The sequence below is a fragment of the Caldimonas sp. genome (assembly GCF_046291045.1).
Classification (GTDB): domain Bacteria; phylum Pseudomonadota; class Gammaproteobacteria; order Burkholderiales; family Burkholderiaceae_C; genus Caldimonas.
Genome location: NZ_JBKBSL010000002.1, coordinates 80,629 through 106,965, shown reverse-complemented (window position 1 = coordinate 106,965; position 26,337 = coordinate 80,629). Strand labels below are relative to the sequence as shown.

Below are 26,337 nucleotides of genomic sequence, written 5' to 3'. Positions count from 1 at the left end.
AGACCCCGCCCCAGCTCAGAACAACCCCACCAGGAGGCCCCATGCGTCATCCCCTGTTACTGCGCGCCCGGCCTGCAGCCCTGGCGCTGGCCATGATGGCCCCCTGGGCCGCTACGGCCCAGACTGGCGCAGCCCCCCCTGCAGCCGCCGCACCTGTGATGGCTGCCGCCCCCTGCGGACGCGTCGACATCGCTCCGGTGGTGCAGATCCCGGTGGGCAAGTCCACGGTGATCAAGCCGGCCACGGCCGTCACGCGCATCCTGCTGGGCAACCCCGAACGGGCGCGCGCCGCGCGGCCCGCCGAGAAGGACGACGGCAAGCCCCGGCGCGACGAGGACGATAGCGATGTGAACGACCGCATGCGCCCGGGCGTGGCCGACGTGGACGTGCTGCTGCTCAGCCCGAACGAGATCTACCTGCTGGGCAAAACCATCGGCTCGACCAACGTGGTGATGCTCGACCGCAACGGCGCTTGCACCGCTTTCGATGTCGTGGTGGGCATGGACACGACAGCGCTGCAGACGGTGCTGCAGCAGTTGCTGCCCGATGAAAAGGACATCAAGGTCACGTCGGCGTTCGACTCGATCGTGTTGACCGGCACGGTCACCGACAGCGGCGCGCTCGGCCGCATCACGGACCTGGCCACCGCCTACGTGCGCGGCACGGGCGGGGGCGGCAGTGCCTCGGCCCAGCGCAACCCGCGTATCGTGAACATGCTCGCCGTCGGCGCCCCGCAGCAGGTGATGCTGGAGGTGAAGGTGGCCGAGGTATCCAAGACGCTGCTGGACAAGCTCGGGGCGCAAGGCGTCCTGGCGCCCCAAACCAACGGGGGCTACACCTACTCGCTGCTGGCCAACTTCTTGACCGGCAGCGCCGGCGCGCTCACGGGCGGGCGGCGCACCGGATCGTTCCAGGCCACGCTGGATGCGGAAAAGCGCGATGGCATGGTGAAGATCCTGGCCGAGCCCAACGTGATGGCCATCAGCGGGCAGGAGGGCAGCTTCCTGGCCGGTGGCAAGGTCTTCATCCCGGTGGCCCAGGACAACCAGAGCGGCCGCACCACGATCACGCTGGAAGAAAAGGAGTTCGGCGTTGCGCTGAAGTTCACCCCCACGGTGCTGGACGGAGGCCGCATCAATCTCAAGGTGGCCCCCGAAGTCTCGGAACTGAACCGCGAGGGCATCGGCATCTCGCTGTCGGGCTCGACCCAGCAGGCCATCCTGCCGTCGTTCACCACCCGGCGGGCCGCCACCACGGTGCAGTTGATGGATGGCCAGAGCTTCGCGATCGGCGGACTGATCAAGAACAACTCGGTGGCCAACATCCGGGCCTTCCCCATCCTGGGCGAGCTGCCCATCATCGGTGCGCTGTTCCGCAGTTCAGACTTCCAGGCCGACCGCTCCGAGCTGGTCTTCGTCGTCACCCCGCGCCTGGTCAAGCCCCTGCCTGCGAACTACACCTTGCCGACGGACCATTACATCGAACCCAACCGGGTGGATCTCTTCCTCAACGGGCGACTCGAAGGCCGGCCACCCGCGCCCTCCGAGGCCCCTGCGACCGAAGGGCCCGCATCCGCGCCCCCGCCAGCGGGCAGCGGCGGCTTCATCACACGCTGACCGAGGAGTTTGCGATGCGTCTCCTGCTCAAGATCTCGCTGCCTCTGGGCGCGCTGGTGACCCTTGCGGCCTGTTCCTCCCTGGCACCGAACTGGGAACGCCGGATGGGGGATGCGGTCCGCCAGACCCGGGCGTTGCAGACCCTCCACCCGGATGCGCCCGCGCAGAACACGGCCTCCCCCCGGATGGATGGCAAGGCCGCCCAGGAAGCCAACCAGCGCTACGTGGACAGTTTCAAGGCACCGGCGCCCCAGAACGTGATCAACATCGGTGTGGGCAGCAGCGCCACGGGTGGTGGCAACCGCTAGACGTGCTGCGAAGAGGCCGCCATGCGCCATCGACACGCCCCTCCTGGATTCGCACGACGCCCCGCCCGCCAGCGCGGCGTCGTGGCCATCATCGTCGGCCTGGCCATCGCCGTGCTGCTGGGCTTCGCCGGCCTCGCGCTCGATGGCGGTCGCCTGTACATCAACAAGACCGAGCTGCAAAACGCCGCCGATGCCTGCGCGCTGGCCGCCTCGCGCGAACTGACCTGCGACCCGGCGGTGGCGTCCTGCGGCACCTCGCACCTGGAAGCCGCTCAGGCAGCCGGCATCGCGGTGGCGGCCCGCAACGTCAACGACTTTCAGCGCAATACGGTGGCGATCGCGCCAGCGGACGTGCGCTTCCACACCGAGCTCGCGCCGAATGAGGCCTACCGCTCCATCGCCGAGGGCGCCGATCCGGCCTCGCGCTACGTGATGTGCATCGCGCGCCAAGAGGGCCTGCTGCCCTGGTTCATGCAGGTGCTGGGCTTGGGCGCGCAGACCGTAGGCGCCCATGCCGTGGCCACGCTGGCGCCAGCGCAGACCAACTGCGGCATCCCGCTGGCCATGTGCTCGCAGGGGCCGGCCACCGCCTCGCCGCCTTTCGGGCTGGTGCCTGGCCGCTGGTACGACGGGCGTTTCGACGCGGGGGGAGGCCTCACCGGCAACTTCAACTGGATCGACTTCACCCCTCCGGCCGGCGGCCAGAGCGAGCTGGCGGCCCTGCTCACCGGCTCAGGGGTGTGCAACATGAACGTGCCCAATCCGGTGGGCCAGACCGGCGTGCTGGGCAACGCCGCCGCGCGGGCCTGGAACTCGCGCTTCGGCCTGTACCAGAGCGGCCCGACCAACCTGAACACGGCCCCCCCGGACCGCACCGGCTATGCCTACACCAACGTCAACTGGGATGCGGCGGCCGGCAATGCGCTGGGCGACTTCCTGTCCCGCCGCGCCACGGGCGACAACTACGGCAGCACCGTGCAGGCCGGCAACACGCTCACCGGCCTGTCGATCAGCAATGCCTACAACCCCACCACCACGCCGGCGCAGCATCTCGCCTCCGGGGCCGACCGGCGCCTGGTCACCGCGCCGATCGTGAACTGCGGCGAATGGGCCGGCAGCAACACGGTGCCCATCCGCGCCTGGGCCTGCGTGCTGATGCTGCATCCCATCGGTCATCCCAGCGACATCGTCTACATGGAATACCTCGGCCTGTCCAGCGACCCCGCCAGCCCCTGCGCCACCAGCGGCTCGGTGGGCGGGCCCGGCAGCGTCGGCCCCCTGGTGCCGGCCCTCGTGCAATGAAGACCCTCGCCCACCGGCCCCCGACCAGCGAGCGCCGCCTGCGCGGCGTCGCGGCGGTCGAACTCGGCTTCCTGGTGATTCCGCTGGCCCTGCTCACCTTCGGCATCGCCGAGTACGGCCGGGCCATGGTGCAGTACAACACCCTGGCCAAGGCGGTGCGCGACGCCACGCGCCACTTGTCCCAGCATGCCGCCGGCGACAGCGACGAGATCGCCGCCGCAACCTGCCTGGCCGTGCACGGCAACCCCTCGTGCACCGGCCCCGCCCTGGTGCCGGGGCTCACCCCGGCGATGGTCCAGGTCTGCGACGCGGTGTCGTGCGCAGACACGCATCAGAACCAGGCCACCGGCCTGGGCGTGATCAATCTCGTCACCGTCTCGATCGAGGGTGCGCCCTTCCAGACGGTGGTGCCTTTCGTCGTGCCCGACAGCTTCCAGAGCTTCGGCACGATCCGGGTCACCATGCGACAGGTGCTGTGATGACTGCTCCCGTCCGCCCCGTCCTGCCCTGGCGCCAGCGGGGCGCCACGGCCGTGGAGTTCGCCATCATCGCCGCGGTCTTCCTGATGCTGCTGATCGGTGCGATGGAGATGGGCCGGCTGCTGTGGACCTGGAACGCCGCAGCCGAGGCCACCCGGCTGGGGGCGCGGCTGGCCGTGGTATGCGACCCCGGCGATGCCGACATCGTCGCGCGCATGCAGCGCATGCTGCCCGGACTCCCCGCGGGCAATGTGTCCATCGCCTACGTCCCGAGCGGCTGCACGGTGGCGAACTGCCAGTCCGTGACGGTCAGCATCGTGGGCTACCAGCACACCCTAGTGATCCCCTTCGTGCCGATGACCCTGGCCCTGCCGCCCTTCTCCACGAGGCTACCGCGCGAAAGCATGTCCAGTACGAACAACCCGGTCTGTAGCGCCGCCTGAAGGCCTGCCATGAAGATCAAGGTCGTCTCCTCCCACCCCCAGCAGGCCGAGTCCCTGGCCGAACTGGTGCGGCAAAGCGATCCCGGCCTGGACGTCGTGAGCACCAGCGGCACGCTGGGCGAGCTGCCGCTGGTGGTCAACGGCAGCCGGCCCGGCCTGCTTGTGGTCGATGGTGTGGACCTGGCCGGGTTGGAGGTGATCGAGCGGCTTGCGCTCAGCCATCCGGACGTGGACACCATCATCATCTCCGACGACGCCTCTGCCGCTTTCTTGCTGCAGGCCATGCGCGCAGGCGTGCGCGAGGTGCTGCCCGCGCCGATCAATGCCCAGGCCGTGCAGGCTGCCGTGCGACGCATCGCCCGCAAGCGCGCCGCCCCGGCCCAGGCACGCCTGGGACAGGTCCTGGCCTTCGTGGCCAGCAAGGGCGGCAGCGGCGCGACCTTCCTGGCCACCAGCCTGGCGAGCTGCCTGGCCGCCCGCGGTGACCTGCAGGTGGCCGTCATCGACCTGAACCTGCAGTTCGGCGACGCCGCGCTGTTCCTGTCCGACACGCGGCCCGCCAGCAACGTGGCCGAGGTGGCTCGCAACATGGCGCGGCTGGATGCCGACCTGCTGCGCTCGGCCATGCTGCCGGTGCGCGACAACCTCATGGTGCTGCCCTCCCCGGACGACCTGGCCCATGCCTTCGAGGTGAAGGCGGCGCACGTGGGGGCCATCATCAAGCAGGCCCGCGCGGGCTTCGACTTCGTCGTCATCGACGTGGGACGCTCGATGGATGCCCTGACACTGCAGGCCCTGGACCAGGCCGACCGGATCTTCCCAGTGGTGCAGCTCACCCTGCCCTACATCCGCGACGCCAAGCGGCTGCGCGACCTGTTCCGCTCGCTCGACTATCCCGCCAGCAAGATCCACTGGCTTGTCAACCGCCACGAGAAGGGCGGCGAGATCACCATCGAGGCGCTCGAGGCCACTTTGGGGGCCGGCGTCTTCAAGGCGATTCCGAACCACTACGACGCGGTGGCCGCCGCCGTGAACCAAGGCATCCCGATCGACCAGCTGGCACGCCACAGCCCCGTGACCAAGGCCCTGCAGGACATCGCCCGCCAACTCGCCCCCCCGCCGGCCGCGGCGGCCCACAAGGAACGCTGGCTCGGCCTGTTCGGGGGACGCTGAGCCGCCATCCGCATCCCTGCCCGGAGATCGACCATGAACCTGCTGCGCGAACGACTGACCATGCCGGGCGACCTCGACGCCCTGCCCCCCGAGACCACGGCCCAGACCGAGCGCCACAGCCGCGCCTACCAGAGCCTGAAGATGCAGGTGCACCAGTTGCTGCTGTCGCGCATCGACCTGGAGGCGATGGAGAACCTCAGCGACGAGCGCCTGCGCGAGGAGCTGGGCCTGATGGTCGAGCGGCTGCTGGCCGAGGAGAACCTCGTCGTCAACGCGGCCGAGCGGCGCAACCTCGTGCGCGACATCCAGCACGAGATGCTGGGACTGGGCCCCCTGGAGCCCCTGCTGGCCGATGCCAGCATCTCCGACATCCTCGTCAACGGGTCCCAGCAGGTGTATGTCGAACGCCGCGGCCGGCTGGTGCGCACCGACGTGAGCTTCGTCGACGACGACCATCTGATGAAGATCATCGACAAGATCGTCTCGCGCGTGGGTCGGCGCGTGGACGAATCCAGTCCCATGGCCGACGCCCGCCTGCCCGACGGCTCCCGCGTCAACGTCATCATCCCGCCGCTGGCGCTAGACGGCCCGGTGATGTCCATCCGACGCTTCGCCGCCGTGCCGCTGACGATGACCAACCTCATCGACTACCACACCCTCACCGCCGAGATGGCCGAGGTGCTGTCGGCCCTGGCGCGCGCCGAGGTGAACCTGCTCATCTCCGGTGGCACCGGCAGCGGCAAGACCACCTTGCTCAACATCCTGTCAGGCTACATCGATCATGCCGAACGCATCGTCACCATCGAGGATGCCGCCGAGCTGCAGCTCCAGCAGCCCCATGTGGTGCGCCTGGAGACACGGCCGCCCAACATCGAGGGCCGCGGCGAGATCACCCAGCGCGCGCTGGTGCGCAATGCCTTGCGCATGCGCCCCGACCACATCATCCTCGGCGAAGTGCGCGGCGCCGAGGCCATGGACATGCTGCAGGCCATGAACACCGGCCACGAAGGCTCGATGACCACCATCCATGCCAACAGCCCGCGCGACGCCCTCAGCCGCCTGGAGAACATGCTGGCCATGGGCGGCATGAACCTGCCCACCAAGGTGGCTCGCCATCAGATCAGCTCGGCCATCGGCGTGATCATCCAGGCCAACCGCCTCACCGACGGACGCCGCAAGATCACCAGCATCCAGGAGATCACCGGCATGGAAGGCGAGGTCATCACACTGCAGGAGATCTTCAGCTTCCGCCAGACGGGGGTGGCCGACGACGGCACCGTTCAGGGGTACTTCCAGGCCAGCGGCGTGCGCCCGCGCTTCCAGGAGCGGCTGCGCTCGCGCGGCATCCACGTGGCCGACCACCTCTTCGATCCCGGCCGCCGCATGGAGTGAACCGCCAGGAGCCCGCCATGGACATGACCTACCTCCTTTTTGCGCTGGCGGTGTTCATCGCCGTCGTGCTGGGCCTGGAAGGCCTCTACCTCGTCTGGGCTTCCAAGCGCAGCGCGCAGGCTCGGCGCATCAGCGCGCGGCTGCAAAGCCTTGAATCCGTCCTCCAGGATGTGCCGCTGTCCATCGAGCGGCGCACGCCGCAAGGCCGCTGGCCCTGGCTGGACCGTCTGGTCGGCCGGGTGCCCACCGGAGAGGCCCTGTCCGAGTTCGTGCGCACCTCGGGCGTGGAGACCACCGCCGGCCAGGTCTTCCTGACCAGCGCTGCGCTGGCGCTGGGCGGTGCCATCGCGCCCGCGCTGCTCGGCCAGCCCTGGACCTTCTCGGCGGCCGGCGCCGTGCTGGCAGGGTCCATCCCCTGGCTGCGCGTGTCGCGCGCGCGCACGCAGCGCTTGCGCCTGCTGGAGCGCCAGATTCCAGAGGCCCTGGACCTCATGGCCCGCGCGCTGCGCGCCGGCCATGCCTTCCCGACGGCCGTCAAGATGGTCGGCGAGGAGATGGCCGACCCGATCGCACGCGAGTTCCGCATCCTCTTCGACGAGACCAACTACGGCGTCCCACAGAACGAGGCGCTGGTCCGCTTGGCCGAGCGGGTGCCGATCACCGACCTGAGCTATTTCGTCATCGCGGTGACGATCCAGCGCGAGACCGGCGGCAACCTGGCCGAACTGCTGGACAACATCGCGGGCATCGTGCGGGCCCGGCTGAAGCTGCTGGGCGAGATCCGGACGCTGTCGGCCGAGGGCCGCCTGTCGGCTTGGATCCTCGGAGTCCTGCCCTTCGGCGTGGCTGCGGTCGTGCAGGTCATCAACCCGAAGTTCATGAACGTGCTGTGGACCGATCCGGTCGGCATCCGGCTGGTGGGGGCGGCCCTGTTGATGATGATCTTCGGCGTGTGGTGGATGCGCCGCATTATCCGCATCCGGGTCTGAACCGGCACGCCCCAAAGACCGACGCGAGGAGACCGCCATGACCGTGCTGCAGATCGCCTTCCTGACCCTGGTCTTCATCGCCACCTTCGCCCTGGTGCTGTGGGCCCTGGGCCGGCTGTCTCCCACGGCCGCCGACCAGCGGCTGCGCAAGATGGTCGGTGAGGCCGCGCCCACGTCGGGGGCCGCTGCCGACCGTTGGGTCGACCGCGTCGCACGGCTGACCCGCCCCCTGGGCAAGCTGTCCATGCCCGAGGAGGGCTACGAGCAGTCGGCCCTCAAGACCCGCTTCGTGCATGCCGGCATCCGCAACCCGGCCGCCCCGGTGGCATATTTCGGGGCCAAGACCGTGCTCGCACTGGCACTGCCCTTCCTGGCCTTTGCGGTCTTCACCGTGGCCAAGGCCCCGATCAAGGGCCACGGCCTGCTCGTGGTGCTGCTGGCCGTGGCCGCCATCGGCTACTACCTGCCCAACGCCGTGCTGTCGCGCCTGGTCTTCGTGCGCCAGCGCGAGATCTTCGAAACCTTCCCTGACGCGCTCGACCTGATGACCGTGTGCATGGAGGCCGGGCTGGGCACCGAAGCCGCACTCCACCGCGTGGCCGAGGACATGCAGCTCAAGAGCCGCGCGCTCAGCGAGGAGCTGCATCTGGTCACGCTGGAACTGCGGGCCGGCGCACCGCGCGAGCGGGCCTTGCGCAATCTCGCCATCCGCACCGGCGTGGAGGAGGTCGACGGCTTCGTCTCGATGATCATCCAGGCCGAGCGCTTCGGCACCAGCATCGCCCAGTCGCTGCGCATCCACGCCGACATGCTGCGCACGCGCCGGCGCCAGAAGGCCGAGGAAGCCGCCGCGAAGATCGCCCTGAAGCTGCTCTTCCCACTGATCTTCTGCATCTTCCCCTCGCTGATGCTGGTGCTGATGGGCCCGGCGATGATCCAGATCTACCGCGTGCTGCTGCCCACCATGGCCGGCTCACCATGACCCCTGCCGAAAGGAGCGCAACCATGACCCCGCCCCGCATGCACGTGCTCGCGCTGCTGGCCGCCGCCGGCCTGGGGGCCTGCGCCACCCACGGGCCCGATCCGCGGGCCTGGCGGGTCCAGCCGGTCTACCGCATCCAGCACGCGCAGGCCCAGTTCGACGGACACTACGCCTCGGGCCGCTACCTCGAAGGGCAGCAGCGCTGGGCCCCGGCCGAGCAGGCCTATCGCCGTGCCCTGGAACTGCAGCCCACCCATGTGGAAGCGCACAACCGCCTGGCGCTGGTGCTGGCCGAGCAAGGCCGCCTGAGCGCGGCCATCGCGGCCCTGGAACAGGGGCTGGCGCTCGACCCGCAGGCCGCCCACCTGTTGAACAACCTGGGCTACCTGCAATGGCGCGCCGGTCAACGCGAGGCGGCCGCGGCCACGCTGCACCGGGCCCTGGCGCTCGACCCACACAGCCTCACTGCCCGGCGCAACCTCGAAGCGGTGCTGGCCGCCGTCGCCGGCGCCGCCACACCGACACCGGCCGGCCAGGTCGAGGCCCGCGCGGTGACGTCCGGTGCCGTCCACACCCAAGCCCTCACCCCGGCCCCGCCGCCCCTGCCGCTGTCGACCGCCGCCCCTGCGCCGCTGGTCCTGCAGTCCCCCACGGTACCAGCCCTGCCGCTGCAGGTGGGCGAGCCGCGCGGCCCAAGGGATGATGCAGCCGAGCCTGCGCCCACGGCGGCCGCGGCTTCACCCCCGTCGGTCCCGGTGCCTGCCGCACGGATCGAGCTGTCCAACGGCAATGGGGCGAGAGGCTTCGCCTCGCGGGTGCGCGGCTGGCTCGCCTGGCTGGGTGTGAAAGTCGATCGCCTCACCAACCACCGGCCCTACCGCGAGGCCCACACCCTGGTGCAGTACCGCGAGGGCTACGAAACCCAGGCCCGCGAACTGGCCCGTCAGTTGCCCCTGCCGGCCCTCGTCGAAGCCCGCAACGACCTCGACCCGCGTGCCGACCTGCGCGTGGTGATCGGCCATGACTTCCGTGCGCAGGCCGCCTGCCTGGACACGCGGCGCTGCCCACCGCCGGCCGTGGCCGTCACCTCAGGCGAGTCGCTGCCGCAGTGACTCGTACAGGCAGATCGACGCCGCCGCTGCAACGTTGAGCGACTCCTCGCCACCCGGCTGGGGGATGCGCACCACGAGCTCGCAGCGCGAGGCCAGGGCCGGATCCATGCCCTGGCCCTCGTGGCCGAAGACCCAGGCCACCGGCGACGGGAGCCGGCAACGATGCAGTTCCAGCGCCGTGTGCGAGCTGGTGCCCACCAGGGGCACGCCCAGCGCCTCCAGCCCCTGGTGAGCGGCCATCTCCACCAGATGCAGCGCGAAATGCGCGCCCATGCCGGCACGCAGCACCTTGGGCGACCACAGCGCCGCCGTGCCCTTCAAAGCCACCACCTGGCCCACGCCCAGGGCCGCGGCACTGCGAAGGATGGCCCCCACGTTGCCGGCATCTTGCAGGCGGTCGAGCACCACGGTGTTGATCCCCGGACGGCCCTCGCCGGGCCCCGGCCAAGGAACCACGAAGCCGCAATCCGGCGGGGACTCGAGAGCGCTGAGTTCGCGCATCAGGACGTCAGTCACCACAGCCACCCGCGCGGCCCCCTGTGCCAGCGCTCGCCGCTCGGGACGGGCCCAGGCCGCCTCGGTGAACACCGCCTCGCCCCCCATGCCGCCCCGGGCACGCCAGGCCGCCGCCAGGTGATCGCCCTCCAGCCACACGCAGCCCAGCTTGCGGTAGGCCCCCGGGTCGCGCAGCAGCTTGCGCACCTTCACGCACAGCGGGTTGTCGCGGGAATGCAGGGCCTCGACCTTCATGCCCGGCCCTCCAGGGCCTGGCGCACTGGCGCGAAACTGCGGCGATGCTCAGGACAGGGCCCATGTTCCCGCAGGGCCGCCAGATGTTCGGGCGTGGGATAGCCCTTGTGCGTGGCAAACCCGTACTGCGGATGGGCCTCGTCCAGCGCCAGGCACAGGCGGTCACGGTGCACCTTGGCCAGGATCGATGCCGCCGAGATCGCCGGCACCTTGGCATCGCCCTTCGGAATCGCTTCGGCCGGCACCTTCAGCACCGGCAGGCGGTTGCCGTCCACCAGCACGCGAGCCGGTCGCAGCCGCAGGCCTTCGACCGCCCGGCGCATCGCCAGCATCGTGGCCTGCAGAATGTTCAGCCGGTCGATCTCCTCCGGCGTGGCCATCGCGATGCAGCAGCACAGCGCCTTGGCGCGGATCTCGTCGTACAGGCGCTCGCGCCGCAAGGCCGTGAGCTGCTTGGAATCCGCCAGGCCGGACACCGGCTGCTGGTCGTCCAGGATCACCGCAGCGGCCACCACGGGCCCGGCCAGCGGGCCGCGCCCGGCCTCATCGACCCCGGCCACCAGGCCCGGGCCCTCCCAGCACAGCGGGAGTTGTTCAATGCCCGAGGACTTGCGCGATCGCATCGGTGGCGGCCTGCGCCGTGTTGCGACGCAGGAGATGGTGCAGTTCCACGAAACGCTGCTGCACACGCTCGCAGCGCGCCGGATCGTCCAGCCAAGCCAGCGCTGCATCGGCCAGGGCCTGCGGCGTGGCGCGGTCCTGCAGCAGCTCGGGCACGACGAAGTCGCGGCACAGGATGTTGGGCAGGCCCACCCAGGGCAGGTAGCCCATGCGCTTCATGAGCTGCCAGCTCAGCCAGTGCATGTGATACGTGATGACCATCGGCCGCTTGAAGAGCGCCGCCTCCAGCGTGGCCGTCCCGCTGGCGATGAGGGTCAGGTCGCAGGCGGCCAGCGCCTCGTGCGAGCGGCCATCCAGCACCTGCAAGGGCAGCTCGGCGGCCCATCGAGCCACCAGCGGGTCGATCAACTCGCGCAGCCCCGGCACCGCGGGCAGCACGAAGCGCAGGGCCGGGCGCCTGCGATGCAGCAAGACCGCCGCGGCCAGCAGGTGCGGAGCGATGTACTGGATCTCGCTGCGACGGCTACCCGGCAGCAGGGCCACCACGGGTTCATCGGCCCCCAGCCCCAGCGCCTCGCGCGCCGCCTGGCGGGGCACCTCCAGCGGGATCGTGTCGGCCAGCGGGTGACCCACGTAGCTCGCCGCGATGCCATGACGCGCCAGCAGCTCGGGCTCGAAAGGGAACAAGCACAGCACATGGTCGGCCGCCCGCGCGATCTTGGTGACGCGGCTCGCGCGCCAGGCCCAGATCGACGGGCAGACGAAGTGCACGGTCCTGAGGCCGGCCTCGCGCAGCCAGGTTTCCAGCCCGAGATTGAAGTCCGGGGCGTCCACACCGATGAAGACGTCGGGTCGGTCGTCCAGCAAGCGGCGAGCGAGCTGCCGTCGGATGCCCGCGATCTCGCGGTAGTGCCGCAGCACCTCGGCATAGCCCCGCACGGCCAGCTTGTGGTGCGGCCACCAGGCCGTGAACCCCTGTTCGGCCATGCGCGGGCCCCCGATGCCCTGGGCGGTCAGATCGGGCCAGCGCTGGCGCAAGCCGCCCATCAGCAGTCCGGCCAGCAAATCCCCCGATGCCTCGCCGGCCACCAGGGCCAGGCGGGGCGCATGCGTCGCCCCCTTCATGGTCAGCGCACGATACCGCGTTCGGCGGTGGCCAGGAACTCCAGCATGAGCCGGACATCCTCCTCGGCCTGGACTTCAGCCGCGCAAGCCCGCATCGATTCGAGCTCCTCCCGGGCCTGGGCCAAGGTCAGACCCTTACGATAGAGCGCGCGATGCATCTGCTTGACGACCGAGATGCGCTCGGGCGTGTAGCCCCGCCGGCGCAGGCCTTCTTGGTTGATGCCTTGCGCCTGTGCCGGGTTTCCGGCGGCCGTCACGAAGGGCGGCAGATCCTGCGACAGGCGAGTCTGAAAGCCCGTCATCGCGTGCGCGCCCACACGCACGAACTGGTGCACGCCCGACAGTCCGCCCAGAAAGACCCAGTCGCCCAGATGCACGTGCCCGGCCAGTTGCACGGCGTTGGCCAGGATGATGTGGCTGCCCAGCACACAGTCGTGCGCCACGTGGACATAGGCCATGATCCAGTTGTCGTCGCCGATGCGCGTCACGCCGGCATCCTGCACCGTGCCAGTGTTGAAGGTGCAGAACTCGCGGATGGTGTTGCCGTCGCCGATCACTAGTTCCGTGGGCTCACCGGCGTACTTCTTGTCCTGAGGGGCCGCACCCAACGAGCAGAATTGGAAGATGCGATTGTGGCGGCCGATCGTCGTGCGACCCTCGATGACGCAATGGGCCCCGATGCTCGTGCCCTCACCGATGCGCACCTGTGGTCCGATCACGGCGAACGGCCCCACGCTGACGTCGGCCGCCAGCTCGGCCTTCGGATCGACCAGGGCGGTGGGATGGATCTGGGCCATGGCGTTGTCGCCCTCTCAGGCATCCACCAGGCGCTGGGTGCACATGATCTCGGCCTCCACCGCGACCTCCTCGCCCACCCGGGCCTGGCACTTGAACTTGTAGATGCCGGCACGCGCGCGATCGATCGTCACATCGAGCAACAACTGGTCGCCCGGCTCCACCGGCCGCTTGAAACGGGCCCCATCGATGCCGACGAAATAATAGACCGCACGCGGATCGCGTTCCACCGAGGCCGAGGTGAAAGCCAGCAGCGCCGAGGCCTGGGCCAGCGCCTCGAGCATCAGCACGCCCGGCATCACCGGCCGGTTGGGGAAGTGACCCTGGAAGAAGGGCTCGTTGGCGCTGACGTTCTTCAACGCCAGGATGCGCTTGCCAGGCTCCACCTCCAGCACCCGGTCCACCAGGAGGATGGGGTAGCGATGCGGAAGCTGCTTGAGGATCGAATGGATGTCCATCATGGTGTCGTCTTCTTTTCGAGGGCGCGCACGCGCTCGCGCAGCCGATGAAGCTGGCGCAACGTCGCGGCGTTCTTTTCCCAGGCGGCGTTCTCATCGATGGGAAACACGCCGCTGTAGAGCCCGGGCTGCAGCAGCGAACGCGTCACCAGCGACATCGAGGAGATGTGCACATGGTCGGCGATCGTGAGGTGGCCCAGGATGCCGGCGCCGCCCCCGACCGTGCAGTGCCGGCCGATGCGTGCGCTGCCGGCCACTCCTACGCAACCGGCCATCGCAGTGTGCGCCCCGATGTGCACGTTGTGGGCGATCTGCACCAGATTGTCCAGCTTCACCCCGTCCTCGATCACGGTGTCGTCCAGGGCGCCTCGGTCCACACAACTGTTGGCGCCGATCTCCACGTCGTTGCCGATGGACACTCCGCCGAGCTGCTCGATTTTCTCCCATCGGCCTTCGTTCGGTGCAAAGCCGAAACCGTCGGCACCGATCACGACGCCGCTGTGCAGCACACAGCGCTCGCCCAGCCGCGTGCCCGGCATCAGCGTCACTCGCGGGGCCAGCCGCGTGCCGCGCCCGATCACGACACCGGCGCCAACGAAACAGTGCGCGCCGATCACCACGCCGTCGCCAAGCACCGCCCCCTCCTCCACCACGGCATGCGCCTCGATACGCACCGCCTGACCGATGCAGGCCTGCTCGCTCACCACAGCCGTGGGGTGCCGTCCAGCCGGCCGGGCCGCACGGGTGCGGGCCGCCCACCACTGAGTCAGACGGGCGAAGTAGAGGTAAGGATCGGGGGTGACGATGGCCGCGCCCCGAGCGGCCGCGGCCTCACGGAAGGCCGGCGCGACGATCACGCAGCCTGCCGCCGTCGATTGCAACTGCGACTGATAGCGTGCGTGCGCCAGGAAGCTGAGGGTGGATGAGTCCGCCCCCTCGAGCGGTCCGATCCGGCTGATACGCAGCTCACCCGAGCCGAGGAGTTCCCCTCCCAGCTCGGCGACGATCTGGCTCAGTCGGACATCGCTCACTTGCCACCGTTGGCGTTGAGGGCCTTGATCACCTTGTCGGTGATGTCCACGCGCGGGCTGAAGTGCACCGCATCCTGCACGATGAGGTCGTACTTCTCTGCCTCGGCGATCTGCTTGATGACCCGGTTGGCCCGCTCGACGATCGCCGCCAGCTCCTCGTTGCGACGCTGGTTGAAGTCCTCCTGCAGCTCGCGGCGGCGACGCTGGAACTCGCGGTCCTGCTCGACCAGTTCACGCTGACGGCGGGCCCGCTCCGATTCGGACAAGGTCGGGGCATCCTTTTCGAGGCGCTCGGAGCTGGCCTTCAGGCGGGCGCCGAGCTCGTTGAGTTCCTTGTCACGCCGCGTGAACTCAGCCTCCAGCCGGCTCGTGGCCGCCTTGGCCGGAGCCGAGTCGCGCATCACGCGGTCACTGTTCACATAGCCGATCTTCAGTTCCTGGGCCTGCGCGACTGAGGCCGTCCCAAAGGAGACGAGGACGGCCGTCACGGCAGCCAATGCGAGTTTCTTCATCAGAATGCGGTCCCGATCTGGAATTGAATGCGTTCGATTCTATCGCCCGGCTGCTTGCGCAGCGGGATGCCATAGGCCAGCTTCAAAGGGCCCACCGGAGAGATCCAACTCAACCCGATGCCGCTGGACACGCGCAGCTCGTCGAAGCGGATGCGGTCGTCCTCGCCGAAGACGTTGCCCGCATCGACGAAGCCGAACAGTCGCAGCGTGCGATCGTTACCCGAGCCGGGGAACGGCACGTAGAGTTCGCCGTTGAGGTTCAGCCGCTTGGCGCCTCCCACATAGGCGCCGGTGGCGTCCACCGGACCGAGCGACCCTTGGCCAAAGCCGCGCACCGTACCTAGGCCGCCGCTGTAGAAGTTCTTGAACACCGGGAACGGACGCCCCTGCAGGCCCTTGCCCCAACCCACCTCGGTGTTGAACGCCAGCGTGAAATCCCGGGTGAGGGAGAGGTACTGCTGGAACTGGTAGTTCGTTCGCAGATAGCGCGTGTCGCCCGCGATGCTCCATTCCGCATTGACGCGCTGGTAGCGTCCTCGCGTGGGCACGAGCGCGCTATCACGGTCGTCGCGCGTCCAACCCAAGGTCAGTGGCACGCTCAGACTCGCAGGGCCGAAGCGTTCGCGGTAGCGGAAATAGCTGTTGGGCAGGGCCCCGGGTTCGCCACGGATCTCCGTGCGCTCCACGCCGATACCGACGAACACGCGGTCGTACTCCGTCACCGGGATGCCGAAGCGGACCGAGGCGCCCGGGGTGACGAGCTTGTAGTCGCTGCCCTGGCTGGACAGCGGCTGGGTCGTTCGGTAGTACACATCGATGGAGCGCGAAACACCATCCATCGTGAAGTACGGATCGACCGTGCTGACCACGAGCGTGCGGTTGTAGCGCCCCGTGTTGAACTCCACCCCCAGGTAGTTACCCGTGCCGAAGATGTTCTCCTGCTTGATCGCCGCCGTCAGCGTGAGCTTCTCGGCACTGGAGAAGCCTGCCCCCAGCAGCAAGTTGCCCGTGGGCTTTTCTACCACGCGCAGGTTCAGGTCCACCTGATCGAGCGATCCCGGCACTTCCTCCGAATCGATGCTGACCTCGCTGAAGAAGCCCAGACGGTCGACACGGTCGCGCGACAGGCGGATGCGCTCACCGTCGTACCAGGCCGACTCGAACTGTCGGAACTCGCGCCGGATGACTTCGTCGCGGGTGCGGGCGTTGCCACTGATGTTGATCCGCCGCACATAGACCCGGCGTTGAGGGCTGGCCACCAGCGCGATGGCCACACGCCCGGTCGCGCGATCGATGTCGGTACGCGGCTCGATGCGCGCGAAGGCATAACCGAAGGCACCGAAGCGCTCGGTGAAGGCGCGCACCGTCTCGGCCACTGCCTCCGCACGATAGGGCTGGCCGGGCTGAATGCGCACCAGGGCCTTGAAGTCGTCTTCCTTGCCCAGGTAATCGCCCTCCAACTGCACGCCGGTGACCACGTAGGGCTGGCCTTCGCGCACGTTGATGGTGATCGTGATGTCCTGCTTGTCAGGCGAGATCGCCACTTGGGTCGACTCGATCGCGAATTCCAGGTAGCCGCGGTTCAGGTAGTGGGAACGCAGCTTCTCCAGATCAGCATTGAGCTTGGCGCGCGAGTAGCGGTCGGACTTGGTGTACCAGCTCATCCAGCCACCGGTGTTCAGATCGAACAGGCCTCTGAGCTCACGCTCGGAAAAGGCTCGGTTACCGGTGATGCGGATCTCACGGATGCGGGCCTGTCCGCCCTCAGTCACGGTGAATGTGACATTGACGCGGTTGCGCTCCAGCGGCGTCACGGTGGTGATCACCTCCACGCCATAGAGACTGCGCGAGAGGTACTGGCGCTTGAGTTCCTGCTCGGCCCGGTCGATCAATGCCTGGTCATAAGGGCGGCCATCGGTGATGCCCACTTCGCGAAGGGCCTTGATGAGTGTCTCGCGGTCGAACTCCTTGGTTCCCACGAACTCGACACCCGCGATGATCGGGCGCTCTTCGACCACCACCACGACCACATCGCCCTCGACTTCGATGCGCACGTCCTTGAACAGGCCGGTGGCGAACAGCGCACGCAGCGCGGCCGCACCCTTGTCATCGTTGTAGGTGTCGCCGATGCGAAACGGCAGGGACCCGAAGATCGTCCCCGGCTCGATGCGCTGCAGCCCTTCGACACGGATGTCGCGCAGCACGAAGGGCTCGGCAGCCCAGGCAAGCGCGCCATGCATGGTGGCCAGGGCAGCCGCCGCCAGGACGCGGAACCGGGGAGAAAAACGAGGCTTGAAAGATATTGTGGAGTTCTTGCGCAGCATGCGGTCAATGCAGACCCAGAAGACGGGCGACGTCGTTGTAGAGCGCGAGTGACATCAGCATGAGCATGATGGCTACGCCGCCGCGTTGCAGCCGTTCGAGCCACACCTCGGAGACCGGCCGCCCCGTCACTGCTTCGAAAAGATAATACATCAGGTGCCCTCCATCGAGGACGGGCAAGGGAAGCAGGTTGAGCACACCCAAGCTCACGCTCACCAGCGCAAGGAATCCCAGATAGTAGGCCACGCCCAACTGCACCGATTGGCCCGCGAAGTCGGCAATGGTCAGCGGCCCGCTCAAGTTCTTCAGCGAGGCATCGCCCACCACCATCTTGCCCAGCATCCGCAGGCTCAGGACCGAGACCTCCCAGGTGCGGCCCAGCGCATAGCCCAGGCCGTCGAAAAAGCCATAACGGACGGTCACGAACTCGACCGGCTGGCCCACGAAGGCTTCGATGCGTCCGAGAACCTGATCGCCCTGGCGATGCACCGAGGGCGTCACTTGCAGTTCGAGCACCTGTCCGGCGCGCTCGATGCGCCACTGCATCGGCACCGGTTCGCCGTTGCGCACGGCCTGCCGGATACGCTCGCGCAGGCGCGCGGCATCCTGGATGGCCTGGCCGTCCACGCTGAGCACGCGGTCGCCCCGGTGCAGACCCGCGCGCGAGGCCGGACCACCGGCCAGGATCTCGCCGAGGACGGGTTCGCTGTAGGGAGCCCCGAGGCCCACCTTCGTCATGAGCTGGGCATCCACCTCGCGCGCGCCCAGGCTGGCCAGCGGCAGCCGGACGGTGCGAGGATGGCGCCCCTGTGGGTCGGTCACTTCGAGATCGAGATCGTTCTCGTCCACGGCCGCTTCAGTGATCCGCCAGCGCAGGTCACTGAACGAGCGCACCGGCTCGACCTGCCCGTCGGACCTGCGCACGCCGTGCACCCAGTCGCCCGCCCGCAGGCCCGCCCGCTCGGCCAGACTGCCGACGGCCGGCGCCCCCAACACTGCCTTGGGCTCGTCCGTGCCGATCCAGCCGACGGCCGCGTACAGCAGCACGGCCAGCACGAGATTCGCCGCCGGACCCGCCGCGACAATGGCCGCCCGAGCCTTGAGCGGCTGACGGTTGAAGGCTTGATGCACCTGTTCCGGCGGAACCACGCCCTCGCGTTCGTCGAGCATGCGCACGTATCCGCCGAAAGGCAGCGCACACACCACGAACTCGGTGGCATCGAGGTGGCGTTGGCGGCGCCAGAGAACCCGGCCAAACCCCACAGAGAAGCGCAGCACCTTCACCCCGCAGGCCCTCGCCATGCGGTAGTGTCCCCACTCGTGCACCACGATGAGGATGCCCAGCGTGACCAGAAAGGCCAAGACGGTGGTGATCATGCCGACAACTCCGAGACGATGCCGCGCGCCTGGCGCCGGGCCCGGGCATCCAGCGCCAGCAAGGCGTCGAGCGAGTCGCGCACGCCGGTGTCGGGCAGCACCGTTTCGAGGGTGCGCAGGTTCACCGTGTGAATCTGGTCGAAGCGGATGGTTCCGTCGAGGAAGGCGGCCACGGCCTCCTCGTTGGCCGCATTGAGCACGGCGGTGGTGCCATGCCGGGCCGACAGAGCCTGCCAGGCCAGGCCCAGCCCGGGAAAGCGTCGAGGATCGGGGGCCTCGAAGCTCAGCGCCGCCGTGCGCGTGAGGTCCAACAGGTCGGCACCCGAGGCGATGCGCTCGGGGTAGGCCAAGCCGTAGGCGATCGGCACCTTCATGTCGGGCGTGCCCAACTGGGCCAGCACCGAATGGTCCTTGCACACCACCATCGAGTGCACGATGCTTTGCGGATGGATCAGCACCTCGATGCGCTCGGGCGGCAGGTCGAAGAGCCAGCGCGCCTCGATCACCTCCAGCGCCTTGTTCATCATCGTGGCCGAATCCACGGAGATCTTGCGTCCCATCACCCAGTTCGGATGGGCGCAGGCCTCTTGCGGCGTCACGGTGGCCAGTGTGGCCGGGTCGCGTTCGCGAAAGGGCCCGCCGGAAGCGGTCAGCACGATGCGCTCGATCCTTTCAGGCCAGGTCGATGCGTCCTCGGGCAGGCACTGGAAGATGGCCGAGTGCTCACTGTCGATCGGCAACAGCGGACCTCCACCGGCACGCACCGCCTCCATGAACAGCGCGCCGCCGACGACCAGTGCCTCCTTGTTCGCCAGCATCAGCTTCTTGCCCGCACGAGCTGCGGCCAGGCAGGGGCGCAGGCCAGCCGCCCCGACGATGGCCGCCATGACGGCATCCACGTCCGGGTGGGCCGCCACATCCTCCAGGGCCTGGCCACCGTCGAGCACCTCGGTGCGCAGCCCCGCCTCGCGCACCGCCTGGCGCAAGGCACGTGCCGCGAGGGCATCGGTCATCACGGCAAAACGCGGCTTCCAGCGCAGGCATTGCTCCAGCAGGATCTGCACGCGCGCGTGCGCCGTCAGCGCCACGACCTCGAAGCGATCGGGATGCAGGGCCACCACGTCCAGCGTGCTCGTCCCGATCGAGCCGGTCGAGCCCAGAATGCAAAGACGCTGAACCATGGTCACAGGCTCCCCAGGGCCATCGCGATCGGAAAGACGGGCAGCAAGGCGTCGATGCGGTCGAGCACGCCACCATGGCCCGGCAGCAAGCGGCTGCTGTCCTTGACGCCCGCCGCGCGCTTGACCAGGGACTCGAACAGATCCCCCACCACACTCATGGCCGTCAGGAACACACACACCATCACCAGGCCGGTCAGGCCCCATCGCGTCTGCAGCGACGTGTAAAGGCTGGGGCCGTCGGCCAGGCCGCTGCGGTCGAAGACGATCCAGGCGCCCGCCAGTACGAGCACGGCGGCCACCCCGCTCCACACGCCCTCCCAGCTCTTGCCCGGGCTGATCGCCGGAGCCAGTTTACGCCGGCCGAAGGCCCGCCCGCCGAAGTAGGCGGCGACGTCGGCCACCCACACCAGACACAGGATCGACAGCAGATGGTTGACTCCCGCCGCCTTGGACTGGTTGAGTGCCAGCCAGGCCAGCCACAGCAATAACACGCCCAGCAGCCAGCGCAGGCCGGCCGGCGCGGTCGACCAGCCCGGCACCCCCCCCTTGAGCACCCAGGCACCGCCCAGCACCCACAGCGTCAAGGCCAGCCACCACAGCGGCGCCAGGCCCGAGACAGGCCATCCGGCCCACCACAGCGCCGCACACCCCAGGGCCATCAGGCCGCCGGTGGCGTAAGCCCCCTTCGTCGACGGCAGGTTCAGGCGTGACCATTCCCAGCCAGCAGCGGCCAGCAGCACGGCGCTGAACAGCGCGAACGGACCGGGATGGGAGGCCAGCAGCGCGGGCAGGGCCAGCAGCAGCAGCACGACGGCCGTGATCACACGTTGCTTGAGCATGATCAGGCCTCGCGAACGGCGCTGCCAGCCTCGGACACACGGCCGAAACGCCGGTCCCGCCGCGCGTAGGACTGCAGCGCGCGGTCGAGTTCCACTTCGTTGAAATCGGGCCAGAGGCAGTCTGTGAAGTGCAGCTCGGTGTAGGCCGACTGCCACAGCAGGAAATTGCTGATGCGCATCTCCCCGCCGGTGCGAATCAGCAGGTCCGGGTCCGGGGCATAGGACAGCGATAGATGGCGCGCGACGGCCGCCTCGTCCAGGTCTTCCGGGCGCACCCCTGCAGCCAGCGCGCGGCGGCAGGCCTGCACCACGTCCCAGCGCCCGCCGTAGTTGAACGCCACCGTCAGTGTGAGGCCCTGATTGTGCTGGGTGGCCTGCTCGGCTCGCGTCCACGCCTCATTGACCTTGTCCGACACCGCCGTGCGGTCGCCGACGATGCGCACCCTCACCCCCTTGCGGGCCAGCTCACCGAGGTGATGCCCCACGGTGCTGAGCACCAACGACATCAGGCCACTGACCTCCTCCTGGGGGCGCTGCCAGTTCTCGGACGAGAAGGCGAAAACCGTCAGGTAGGGAATGCCGCGGCGCGCGCAGGCCTCGACCGTGCGCACCAGGGCATCGACACCGGCCTTGTGACCCATGCTGCGGGGCATCAGCCTGCGGCTGGCCCAGCGCCCATTGCCATCCATGATGATCGCCACGTGGCGCGGCATCATGGTCGTGGCTCCGGACAGGCGAAGGTCAAGCGAGCGCGCGCGATCAAGCGGGCCCTCAGACGGCCATGATCTCGGCTTCCTTGGCTGCGATCAGCTTGTCGATCTCGGCCACGGTGCGATCGGTGAGCTTCTGGATCTCGTCCTGGGAGCGGCGCTCCTCGTCCTCAGTGATCTGTTTGTCTTTGAGCAGCTTCTTGGCATGCTCGTTGGCGTCGCGGCGCAAGTTGCGCACGGCCACCTTGGCCTCCTCGCCGGCATGACGCACGACCTTGGTCAGCTCCTTGCGGCGCTCCTCGGTGAGCGGGGGCATCGGCACGCGCAGCAGATCGCCCTGCGCCGCGGGGTTCAGGCCGAGGTCGGACTCGCGGATGGCCTTCTCGATCTTGGGGCCCATGCCCTTTTCCCAGGGCTGCACGCTGATCGTGCGGGCGTCCAGCAGCGTGACGTTGGCCACCTGGCTGATGGGCACCATCGAGCCGTAGTACTCGACGTGCACCTGATCGAGCAGGCCCGGATGGGCTCGGCCGGTGCGGATCTTCGCGAGCTCGTGCTTGAAGGCCTCGACCGACTTGGCCATCTTCTGCTCGGCAGTCTTCTTGATGTCAGCGATGCTCATGGAAAACGTGCTCCTCAAACATGGACCAGAGTGCCCTCGTCCTCGCCCAGCACCACCCGCTTGAGCGCGCCGGGCTTGAAGATGCTGAACACCTTGATCGGCAGCTTCTGGTCGCGGCACAGCGCAAAGGCTGTGGCGTCCAGCACCTGCAGGTTCTTCACGATGGCTTCGTCGAAGCTGATGCTGGTATAGCGCGTGGCTTCGGGATCCTTCTTCGGGTCGGCGGTGTACACCCCATCGACCTTGGTGGCCTTGAGCATGATCTGCGCACCGATCTCCGCGCCGCGCAGCGCGGCAGCGGTGTCGGTGGTGAAGAAGGGATTGCCCGTGCCGGCGGCAAAGACCACCAGCTTGCCCTCCTCGAGGTACTGCAGGGCCTTGGGGCGGACGTAGGGCTCGACGATTTGCTCGATGCCGATGGCCGACATCACACGGGCGGTCATGCCCTCCTGGCGCATCGTGTCGGCCAGGGCCAGGGCATTCATCACCGTGGCCAGCATGCCCATGTAGTCCGCTGTGGCCCGGTCCATGCCGACCGAGCCGCCGGCCACGCCACGGAAGATGTTGCCGCCGCCGATCACCACGGCCACCTCACAGCCCAGGGCGGTGACCTCCTGGATCTCGCGCACGATGCGCACGATGGTGGCGCGGTTGATGCCGTACGCATCGTCGCCCATCAGGGCTTCACCCGAGAGCTTGAGCAGGACGCGTTTGTAGGTCGGCATGCAGATCCTCCGATCGTGGGCAGCGCGTGGAAAGTGTATCGGTTCGGCGGACGGCGGGACTCACTGGCCCTTGGCGGCGGCGACCTGGGCAGCCACCTCGGCGGCGAAGTCGTCCTGCTTCTTCTCGATGCCCTCACCCACGACATACAGGGTGAAGCCCTTGACGGTGGTACCGGCGCCCTTGAGATACTGGCCCACGGTCTGCTTGCCATCGGCGGCTTTGACGAACACTTGGTCGAGCAGCGAGACCTCCTTGAGGAACTTTTGCACCGAACCCTCGACCATCTTGGCGACGATGTCGGCCGGCTTGCCGCTCTCGGCGGCCTTCTCGGCAGCGATCTTGCGCTCCTTGTCCACCAGTTCGGCGCTCACCTCGGCAGCCGACAGGGCGGCCGGCTTCATCGCCGCCACGTGCATGGCCACGTCCTTGGCAGCCACGTCATCCCCGTCGAACTCGACGATCACGCCGATGCGGGTGCCGTGCAGGTAGTGGGCCAGCTTGCCACCCCCTGCGTAGCGCTTGAAGCGGCGGATCGACATGTTCTCGCCGATCTTGCCGATCAGACCCTTGCGCACGTCCTCGACGGTCGGTCCAAAGCCTTCCATCGACAGCGGCAGCGCCGACAGGGCTGCGACGTCGGCCGGGGCGTGCTCGACCACCAACCCGGCCACGGCCTTGGCGAAGGCCAAGAAGGCGTCGTTCTTGGACACGAAGTCCGTCTCGCAGTTGACTTCCACCAGCGCACCGGTGGAGCCATTGATCGAGGCGGCCACCACACCCTCGGCGGTCACGCGCGAGGCGGCCTTGCCGGCCTTGTTGCCGAGCTTGACGCGCAGGATCTCCTCCGCGCGGACCATGTCGCCATCGGCCTCGGTCAGCGCCTTCTTGCATTCCATCATCGGCGCGTCGGTCTTGGCACGCAGTTCGGCCACCATGCTTGCGGTAATTGCGGGCATCTTTGCTCTCCTGTGTCGCAGGCCGCGCACATCACGCTGCGCGGCCGGGGTCGGGTACGTTTCGCGTTGAAAAAAAGGGGCTGAATCAGCCCCCGGACGAGTGCGTGGGCGGGCCTCAAGCCGTCTCGTCGACTTCCACGAACTCGTCTTCGCCGGCGGTGGCCTGGACCACCTCGCTCACGGCATTGGCGCGGCCTTCGAGCACGGCATCGGCCACGGCGCGGGCATACAGGGCCACCGCCTTGGCGGAGTCATCGTTGCCGGGAATCACATAGTCGATCTCGGCCGGCGAGTGGTTGGTGTCGACCACGCCGATCACCGGGATGCCCAGCTTCTTGGCCTCGGCCACGGCGATCTTGTGGTAGCCCACATCGATGACGAACAGCGCATCGGGCAGCGCGGTCATGTCCTGGATGCCGCCGATGTCCTTCTCGAGCTTGGCCAACTCGCGCTGGAACAGCAAGGCTTCCTTCTTGCTGAGCTGGTCCAGGCCGGCCTCGACCTGGGCCTGCATGTCCTTGAGCTTTTTCAGCGAAGCCTTGACGGTCTTGAAGTTGGTGAGCATGCCGCCCAGCCAACGCTGGTCGACGTAGGGCATGCCAGCACGCTGGGCTTCCTGGGCGACGATCTCACGAGCCTGGCGCTTGGTGCCCACCATGAGAATGGTCCCGCGACGGCTGCTGAGTTGGCGGATGAACTTCATCGCCTCCTCGAACATCGGCAGCGTCTTCTCGAGGTTGATGATGTGGATCTTGTTGCGATGGCCAAAGATGTACGGGGCCATCTTGGGGTTCCAGAAGCGGGTCTGGTGTCCGAAATGGACGCCGGCTTCCAGCATTTCACGCATGGTGACGGGCATGTGAGCACTCCAAAAGGTTGGGTCTAGAATCCGGCGCCAATCGCTGGGCGACTCACGCCCTGGCGACACCTTTTTGCATCTCTCGAGGCCGTTCGATGGCCGGATTCGCGTTTTTCGTCCCCTGCCGCCGCACGCCTTGGCCCTTCATGCCTTGGCCACTTGGTGGCAGGTAAACCTAAAGAGTATAGCACCACGGGCCATGTTCGAAGACCTCTTTACCCTGCGCTCACAACTGCATGAAGGCCGGTGCCGTGCCGTCGAGCTGGTCGAGTCGGCGCTGACAGCTGCCCATGGGCCGGCGCGCTCGGCGTTCCTTCGCCTTTTCGAGGCCCAGGCCAGGGCGGCAGCCTGGGCTGCGGACCAGGCCCGGGCCGCCGGCGCACCCTCAGGGCCGCTGGCTGGGCTGCCGGTGAGCATCAAAGATTTGTTCGACGTGGCGGGCCACCCCACCACCGCGGGCTCGCGAGTGCTCGCCGAGCAAGCTCCCGCGACCTGCGACGCCGCCGCCGTGGCCCGCTTGCGTCGCGCTGGGGCGGCGCTCATCGGACACACCCACATGACGGAGTTCGCCTACTCAGGAGTGGGCTGGAACCCGCACCATCCCACCCCAGCCAATCCGGCCACAGCCGCACTCGACCCAGCCACCCCCCGCATCCCCGGCGGCTCTTCGTCGGGGGCGGCCGTCTCGGTAGCCGCCGGCGCCGCCTGGGCCGCCCTGGGGTCGGACACCGGCGGCTCCATCCGCATCCCTGCGGCGCTGCAAGGGCTGGTGGGTTTCAAATGCACGGCGCGGCTGGTCCCCCTGGACGGCTGCCTGCCACTGTCGACCACTCTCGACACGGCATGTGCCATCACCCGTTCGGTGCGCGACGCGGTGCTGCTGCACGAAATTCTGGCCGACCGCACGGTCCGGCGGCTCCCCCGTCCGCCGGGGCGCTGGCGCCTGGGGGTGCCGAGCACACTGATGCTCGAGGCGCTGGAGCCCCTGGTGGCGCGTCGGTTCGAAGCCGCACTGTCCAGACTGAGCGCGGCGGGCTACCCGATCGAAGAGTTCGACCTGCCGGAGCTGAGCGAACTGCCGGTCCTGCAAACGCGCTGCAACTTTCCCGCCGCCGAGAGCTGGGCTTGGCACCGCACGCTGATCGAGGCGCACGAAGCACAGTACGATCCCCGCGTGGCCCGCCGCATCCGCAGCGGCCAGGACATGCGAGCGGCCGACTATCTGGACCTGCAGCGCGCACGCGCCCAGTGGATCGAACGCGTGCAGGCCCGCATCGCCGGCTTCGACGCCCTGCTCTCTCCCACCGTGCCATGCGTGGCTCCGCCAATCGCCCAGATCGCCGCGGACGACGAGGCTTTCTTCCGCGTCAATGCCTTGCTGCTGCGCAACCCTTCGGTGGTGAACTTCCTGGACGGCTGTGCCCTGTCGTTACCCTGCCCGCCCGCAGGCGACTGGCCGGTCGGGTTGATGCTGTGGGCTGCGGCCGGCCACGACGACACGCTGCTGAGTCTGGCGCTGGCGGTGGAAGCCACGCTGTGGCCTGAGCATGCAAGCCGTCCCGCCTGAGCCGGCGGCCGGTCGGTGTCGGTATGGACCAGCTTTGCAGGTCGGCCCAGGCGCGATATCGTGCCAGTCTCCACACTTCTGCGTCGTACC

27 protein-coding genes are annotated in these 26,337 nt (G+C 68.4%); 11 read left to right on the top strand and 16 right to left on the bottom strand.

Annotated features, from left to right (window positions below; genetic code table 11):
* The first annotated feature begins 41 nt into the window (after window positions 1-41).
* The 10 genes from ACK4ZD_RS01435 to ACK4ZD_RS01390 are packed head-to-tail and all read left to right on the top strand — an operon-like array spanning window position 42 to window position 9,796.
* Window positions 42-1,616: a type II and III secretion system protein family protein gene (locus ACK4ZD_RS01435; protein WP_409657713.1), complete on the top strand. Its 1,575-nt coding sequence runs from the start codon at window positions 42-44 to the stop codon at window positions 1,614-1,616.
* A 14-nt stretch (window positions 1,617-1,630) separates the two neighbouring features.
* Window positions 1,631-1,924 (top strand): hypothetical protein, encoded by a 294-nt coding sequence (locus tag ACK4ZD_RS01430; RefSeq protein WP_409657710.1) that lies wholly within the window; start codon window positions 1,631-1,633, stop codon window positions 1,922-1,924.
* Between the two features lie 21 nt (window positions 1,925-1,945).
* Window positions 1,946-3,226 (top strand): pilus assembly protein TadG-related protein, encoded by a 1,281-nt coding sequence (locus ACK4ZD_RS01425; RefSeq protein ID WP_409657707.1) that lies wholly within the window; start codon window positions 1,946-1,948, stop codon window positions 3,224-3,226.
* A complete protein-coding gene (locus tag ACK4ZD_RS01420; protein WP_409657703.1) occupies window positions 3,223-3,705 on the top strand; it encodes a TadE/TadG family type IV pilus assembly protein in 483 nt (160 codons plus the stop codon). Before ACK4ZD_RS01425 ends, ACK4ZD_RS01420 begins: the two co-directional genes overlap by 4 nt.
* Window positions 3,705-4,148, top strand: a complete 444-nt coding sequence (locus tag ACK4ZD_RS01415; RefSeq protein WP_409657700.1) for a TadE/TadG family type IV pilus assembly protein — start codon at window positions 3,705-3,707, stop codon at window positions 4,146-4,148. The genes ACK4ZD_RS01420 and ACK4ZD_RS01415 overlap by 1 nt, the downstream gene beginning before the upstream one ends.
* Window positions 4,149-4,157: 9 nt before the next feature.
* Window positions 4,158-5,321 (top strand): CpaE family protein, encoded by a 1,164-nt coding sequence (locus ACK4ZD_RS01410; RefSeq protein ID WP_409657698.1) that lies wholly within the window; start codon window positions 4,158-4,160, stop codon window positions 5,319-5,321.
* A 60-nt stretch (window positions 5,322-5,381) separates the two neighbouring features.
* Complete coding sequence (locus ACK4ZD_RS01405) at window positions 5,382-6,713, top strand: CpaF family protein (RefSeq protein WP_409657809.1); 1,332 nt, start codon at window positions 5,382-5,384, stop codon at window positions 6,711-6,713.
* A gap of 17 nt (window positions 6,714-6,730) precedes the next feature.
* Window positions 6,731-7,702 (top strand): type II secretion system F family protein, encoded by a 972-nt coding sequence (locus ACK4ZD_RS01400; protein ID WP_409657695.1) that lies wholly within the window; start codon window positions 6,731-6,733, stop codon window positions 7,700-7,702.
* Between the two features lie 37 nt (window positions 7,703-7,739).
* Window positions 7,740-8,684, top strand: coding sequence for a type II secretion system F family protein (locus ACK4ZD_RS01395; RefSeq protein ID WP_409657692.1), 945 nt, complete (start codon window positions 7,740-7,742; stop codon window positions 8,682-8,684).
* Between the two features lie 23 nt (window positions 8,685-8,707).
* Window positions 8,708-9,796: a tetratricopeptide repeat protein gene (locus ACK4ZD_RS01390; RefSeq protein WP_409657689.1), complete on the top strand. Its 1,089-nt coding sequence runs from the start codon at window positions 8,708-8,710 to the stop codon at window positions 9,794-9,796.
* On the opposite strand, the gene ACK4ZD_RS01385 is transcribed toward ACK4ZD_RS01390, so the two are convergent.
* The 16 genes from ACK4ZD_RS01385 to rpsB all read right to left on the bottom strand — a co-directional run bounded on the left by ACK4ZD_RS01385 (window position 9,773) and on the right by rpsB (window position 24,680).
* Entirely contained in the window at window positions 9,773-10,546 is a 774-nt protein-coding gene (locus tag ACK4ZD_RS01385; RefSeq protein ID WP_409657686.1) for a TrmH family RNA methyltransferase, read from the bottom strand. The two genes, ACK4ZD_RS01390 and ACK4ZD_RS01385, sit on opposite strands and share 24 nt — an antisense overlap.
* Entirely contained in the window at window positions 10,543-11,169 is a 627-nt protein-coding gene (rnhB, locus tag ACK4ZD_RS01380) for a ribonuclease HII (RefSeq protein ID WP_409657683.1), read from the bottom strand. Before rnhB ends, ACK4ZD_RS01385 begins: the two co-directional genes overlap by 4 nt.
* Window positions 11,141-12,292 (bottom strand): lipid-A-disaccharide synthase, encoded by a 1,152-nt coding sequence (lpxB, locus tag ACK4ZD_RS01375; protein WP_409657680.1) that lies wholly within the window; start codon window positions 12,290-12,292, stop codon window positions 11,141-11,143. The genes rnhB and lpxB overlap by 29 nt, the downstream gene beginning before the upstream one ends.
* A gap of 2 nt (window positions 12,293-12,294) precedes the next feature.
* The gene (lpxA, locus tag ACK4ZD_RS01370; RefSeq protein WP_409657677.1) at window positions 12,295-13,089 is read right to left on the bottom strand and encodes an acyl-ACP--UDP-N-acetylglucosamine O-acyltransferase; all 795 of its coding nucleotides are present in this window, start codon (window positions 13,087-13,089) and stop codon (window positions 12,295-12,297) included.
* Window positions 13,090-13,104: 15 nt separating this feature from the next.
* The gene (fabZ, locus tag ACK4ZD_RS01365) at window positions 13,105-13,548 is read right to left on the bottom strand and encodes a 3-hydroxyacyl-ACP dehydratase FabZ (RefSeq protein ID WP_409657674.1); all 444 of its coding nucleotides are present in this window, start codon (window positions 13,546-13,548) and stop codon (window positions 13,105-13,107) included.
* Window positions 13,545-14,576, bottom strand: coding sequence for a UDP-3-O-(3-hydroxymyristoyl)glucosamine N-acyltransferase (gene lpxD, locus ACK4ZD_RS01360; RefSeq protein ID WP_409657671.1), 1,032 nt, complete (start codon window positions 14,574-14,576; stop codon window positions 13,545-13,547). The genes fabZ and lpxD overlap by 4 nt, the downstream gene beginning before the upstream one ends.
* A complete protein-coding gene (locus ACK4ZD_RS01355; protein ID WP_409657668.1) occupies window positions 14,573-15,088 on the bottom strand; it encodes an OmpH family outer membrane protein in 516 nt (171 codons plus the stop codon). The genes lpxD and ACK4ZD_RS01355 overlap by 4 nt, the downstream gene beginning before the upstream one ends.
* Entirely contained in the window at window positions 15,088-17,328 is a 2,241-nt protein-coding gene (gene bamA, locus ACK4ZD_RS01350; RefSeq protein ID WP_409657806.1) for an outer membrane protein assembly factor BamA, read from the bottom strand. Before bamA ends, ACK4ZD_RS01355 begins: the two co-directional genes overlap by 1 nt.
* Before the next feature lie 88 nt (window positions 17,329-17,416).
* Window positions 17,417-18,787: an RIP metalloprotease RseP gene (gene rseP / locus ACK4ZD_RS01345; RefSeq protein WP_409657665.1), complete on the bottom strand. Its 1,371-nt coding sequence runs from the start codon at window positions 18,785-18,787 to the stop codon at window positions 17,417-17,419.
* Complete coding sequence (ispC, locus tag ACK4ZD_RS01340; protein ID WP_409657662.1) at window positions 18,784-19,968, bottom strand: 1-deoxy-D-xylulose-5-phosphate reductoisomerase; 1,185 nt, start codon at window positions 19,966-19,968, stop codon at window positions 18,784-18,786. Before ispC ends, rseP begins: the two co-directional genes overlap by 4 nt.
* Window positions 19,969-19,970: 2 nt before the next feature.
* Window positions 19,971-20,807 (bottom strand): phosphatidate cytidylyltransferase, encoded by an 837-nt coding sequence (locus ACK4ZD_RS01335; RefSeq protein ID WP_409657658.1) that lies wholly within the window; start codon window positions 20,805-20,807, stop codon window positions 19,971-19,973.
* Window positions 20,808-20,809: 2 nt separating this feature from the next.
* Complete coding sequence (gene uppS / locus ACK4ZD_RS01330; RefSeq protein ID WP_409657803.1) at window positions 20,810-21,520, bottom strand: polyprenyl diphosphate synthase; 711 nt, start codon at window positions 21,518-21,520, stop codon at window positions 20,810-20,812.
* 58 nt (window positions 21,521-21,578) lie between these two features.
* Window positions 21,579-22,139 (bottom strand): ribosome recycling factor, encoded by a 561-nt coding sequence (gene frr, locus ACK4ZD_RS01325; RefSeq protein WP_409657655.1) that lies wholly within the window; start codon window positions 22,137-22,139, stop codon window positions 21,579-21,581.
* 14 nt (window positions 22,140-22,153) lie between these two features.
* Window positions 22,154-22,864 (bottom strand): UMP kinase, encoded by a 711-nt coding sequence (gene pyrH, locus ACK4ZD_RS01320; RefSeq protein WP_409657652.1) that lies wholly within the window; start codon window positions 22,862-22,864, stop codon window positions 22,154-22,156.
* A 60-nt stretch (window positions 22,865-22,924) separates the two neighbouring features.
* On the bottom strand, window positions 22,925-23,821 hold the full coding sequence (tsf, locus tag ACK4ZD_RS01315) for a translation elongation factor Ts (RefSeq protein WP_409657649.1): 897 nt from the start codon (window positions 23,819-23,821) through the stop codon (window positions 22,925-22,927).
* A gap of 115 nt (window positions 23,822-23,936) precedes the next feature.
* Entirely contained in the window at window positions 23,937-24,680 is a 744-nt protein-coding gene (gene rpsB, locus ACK4ZD_RS01310) for a 30S ribosomal protein S2 (protein WP_409657646.1), read from the bottom strand.
* A 199-nt stretch (window positions 24,681-24,879) separates the two neighbouring features.
* Between rpsB and ACK4ZD_RS01305 the strand changes: the two genes are divergently transcribed.
* Entirely contained in the window at window positions 24,880-26,247 is a 1,368-nt protein-coding gene (locus ACK4ZD_RS01305) for an amidase (protein WP_409657643.1), read from the top strand.
* Window positions 26,248-26,337: the final 90 nt, after the last annotated feature.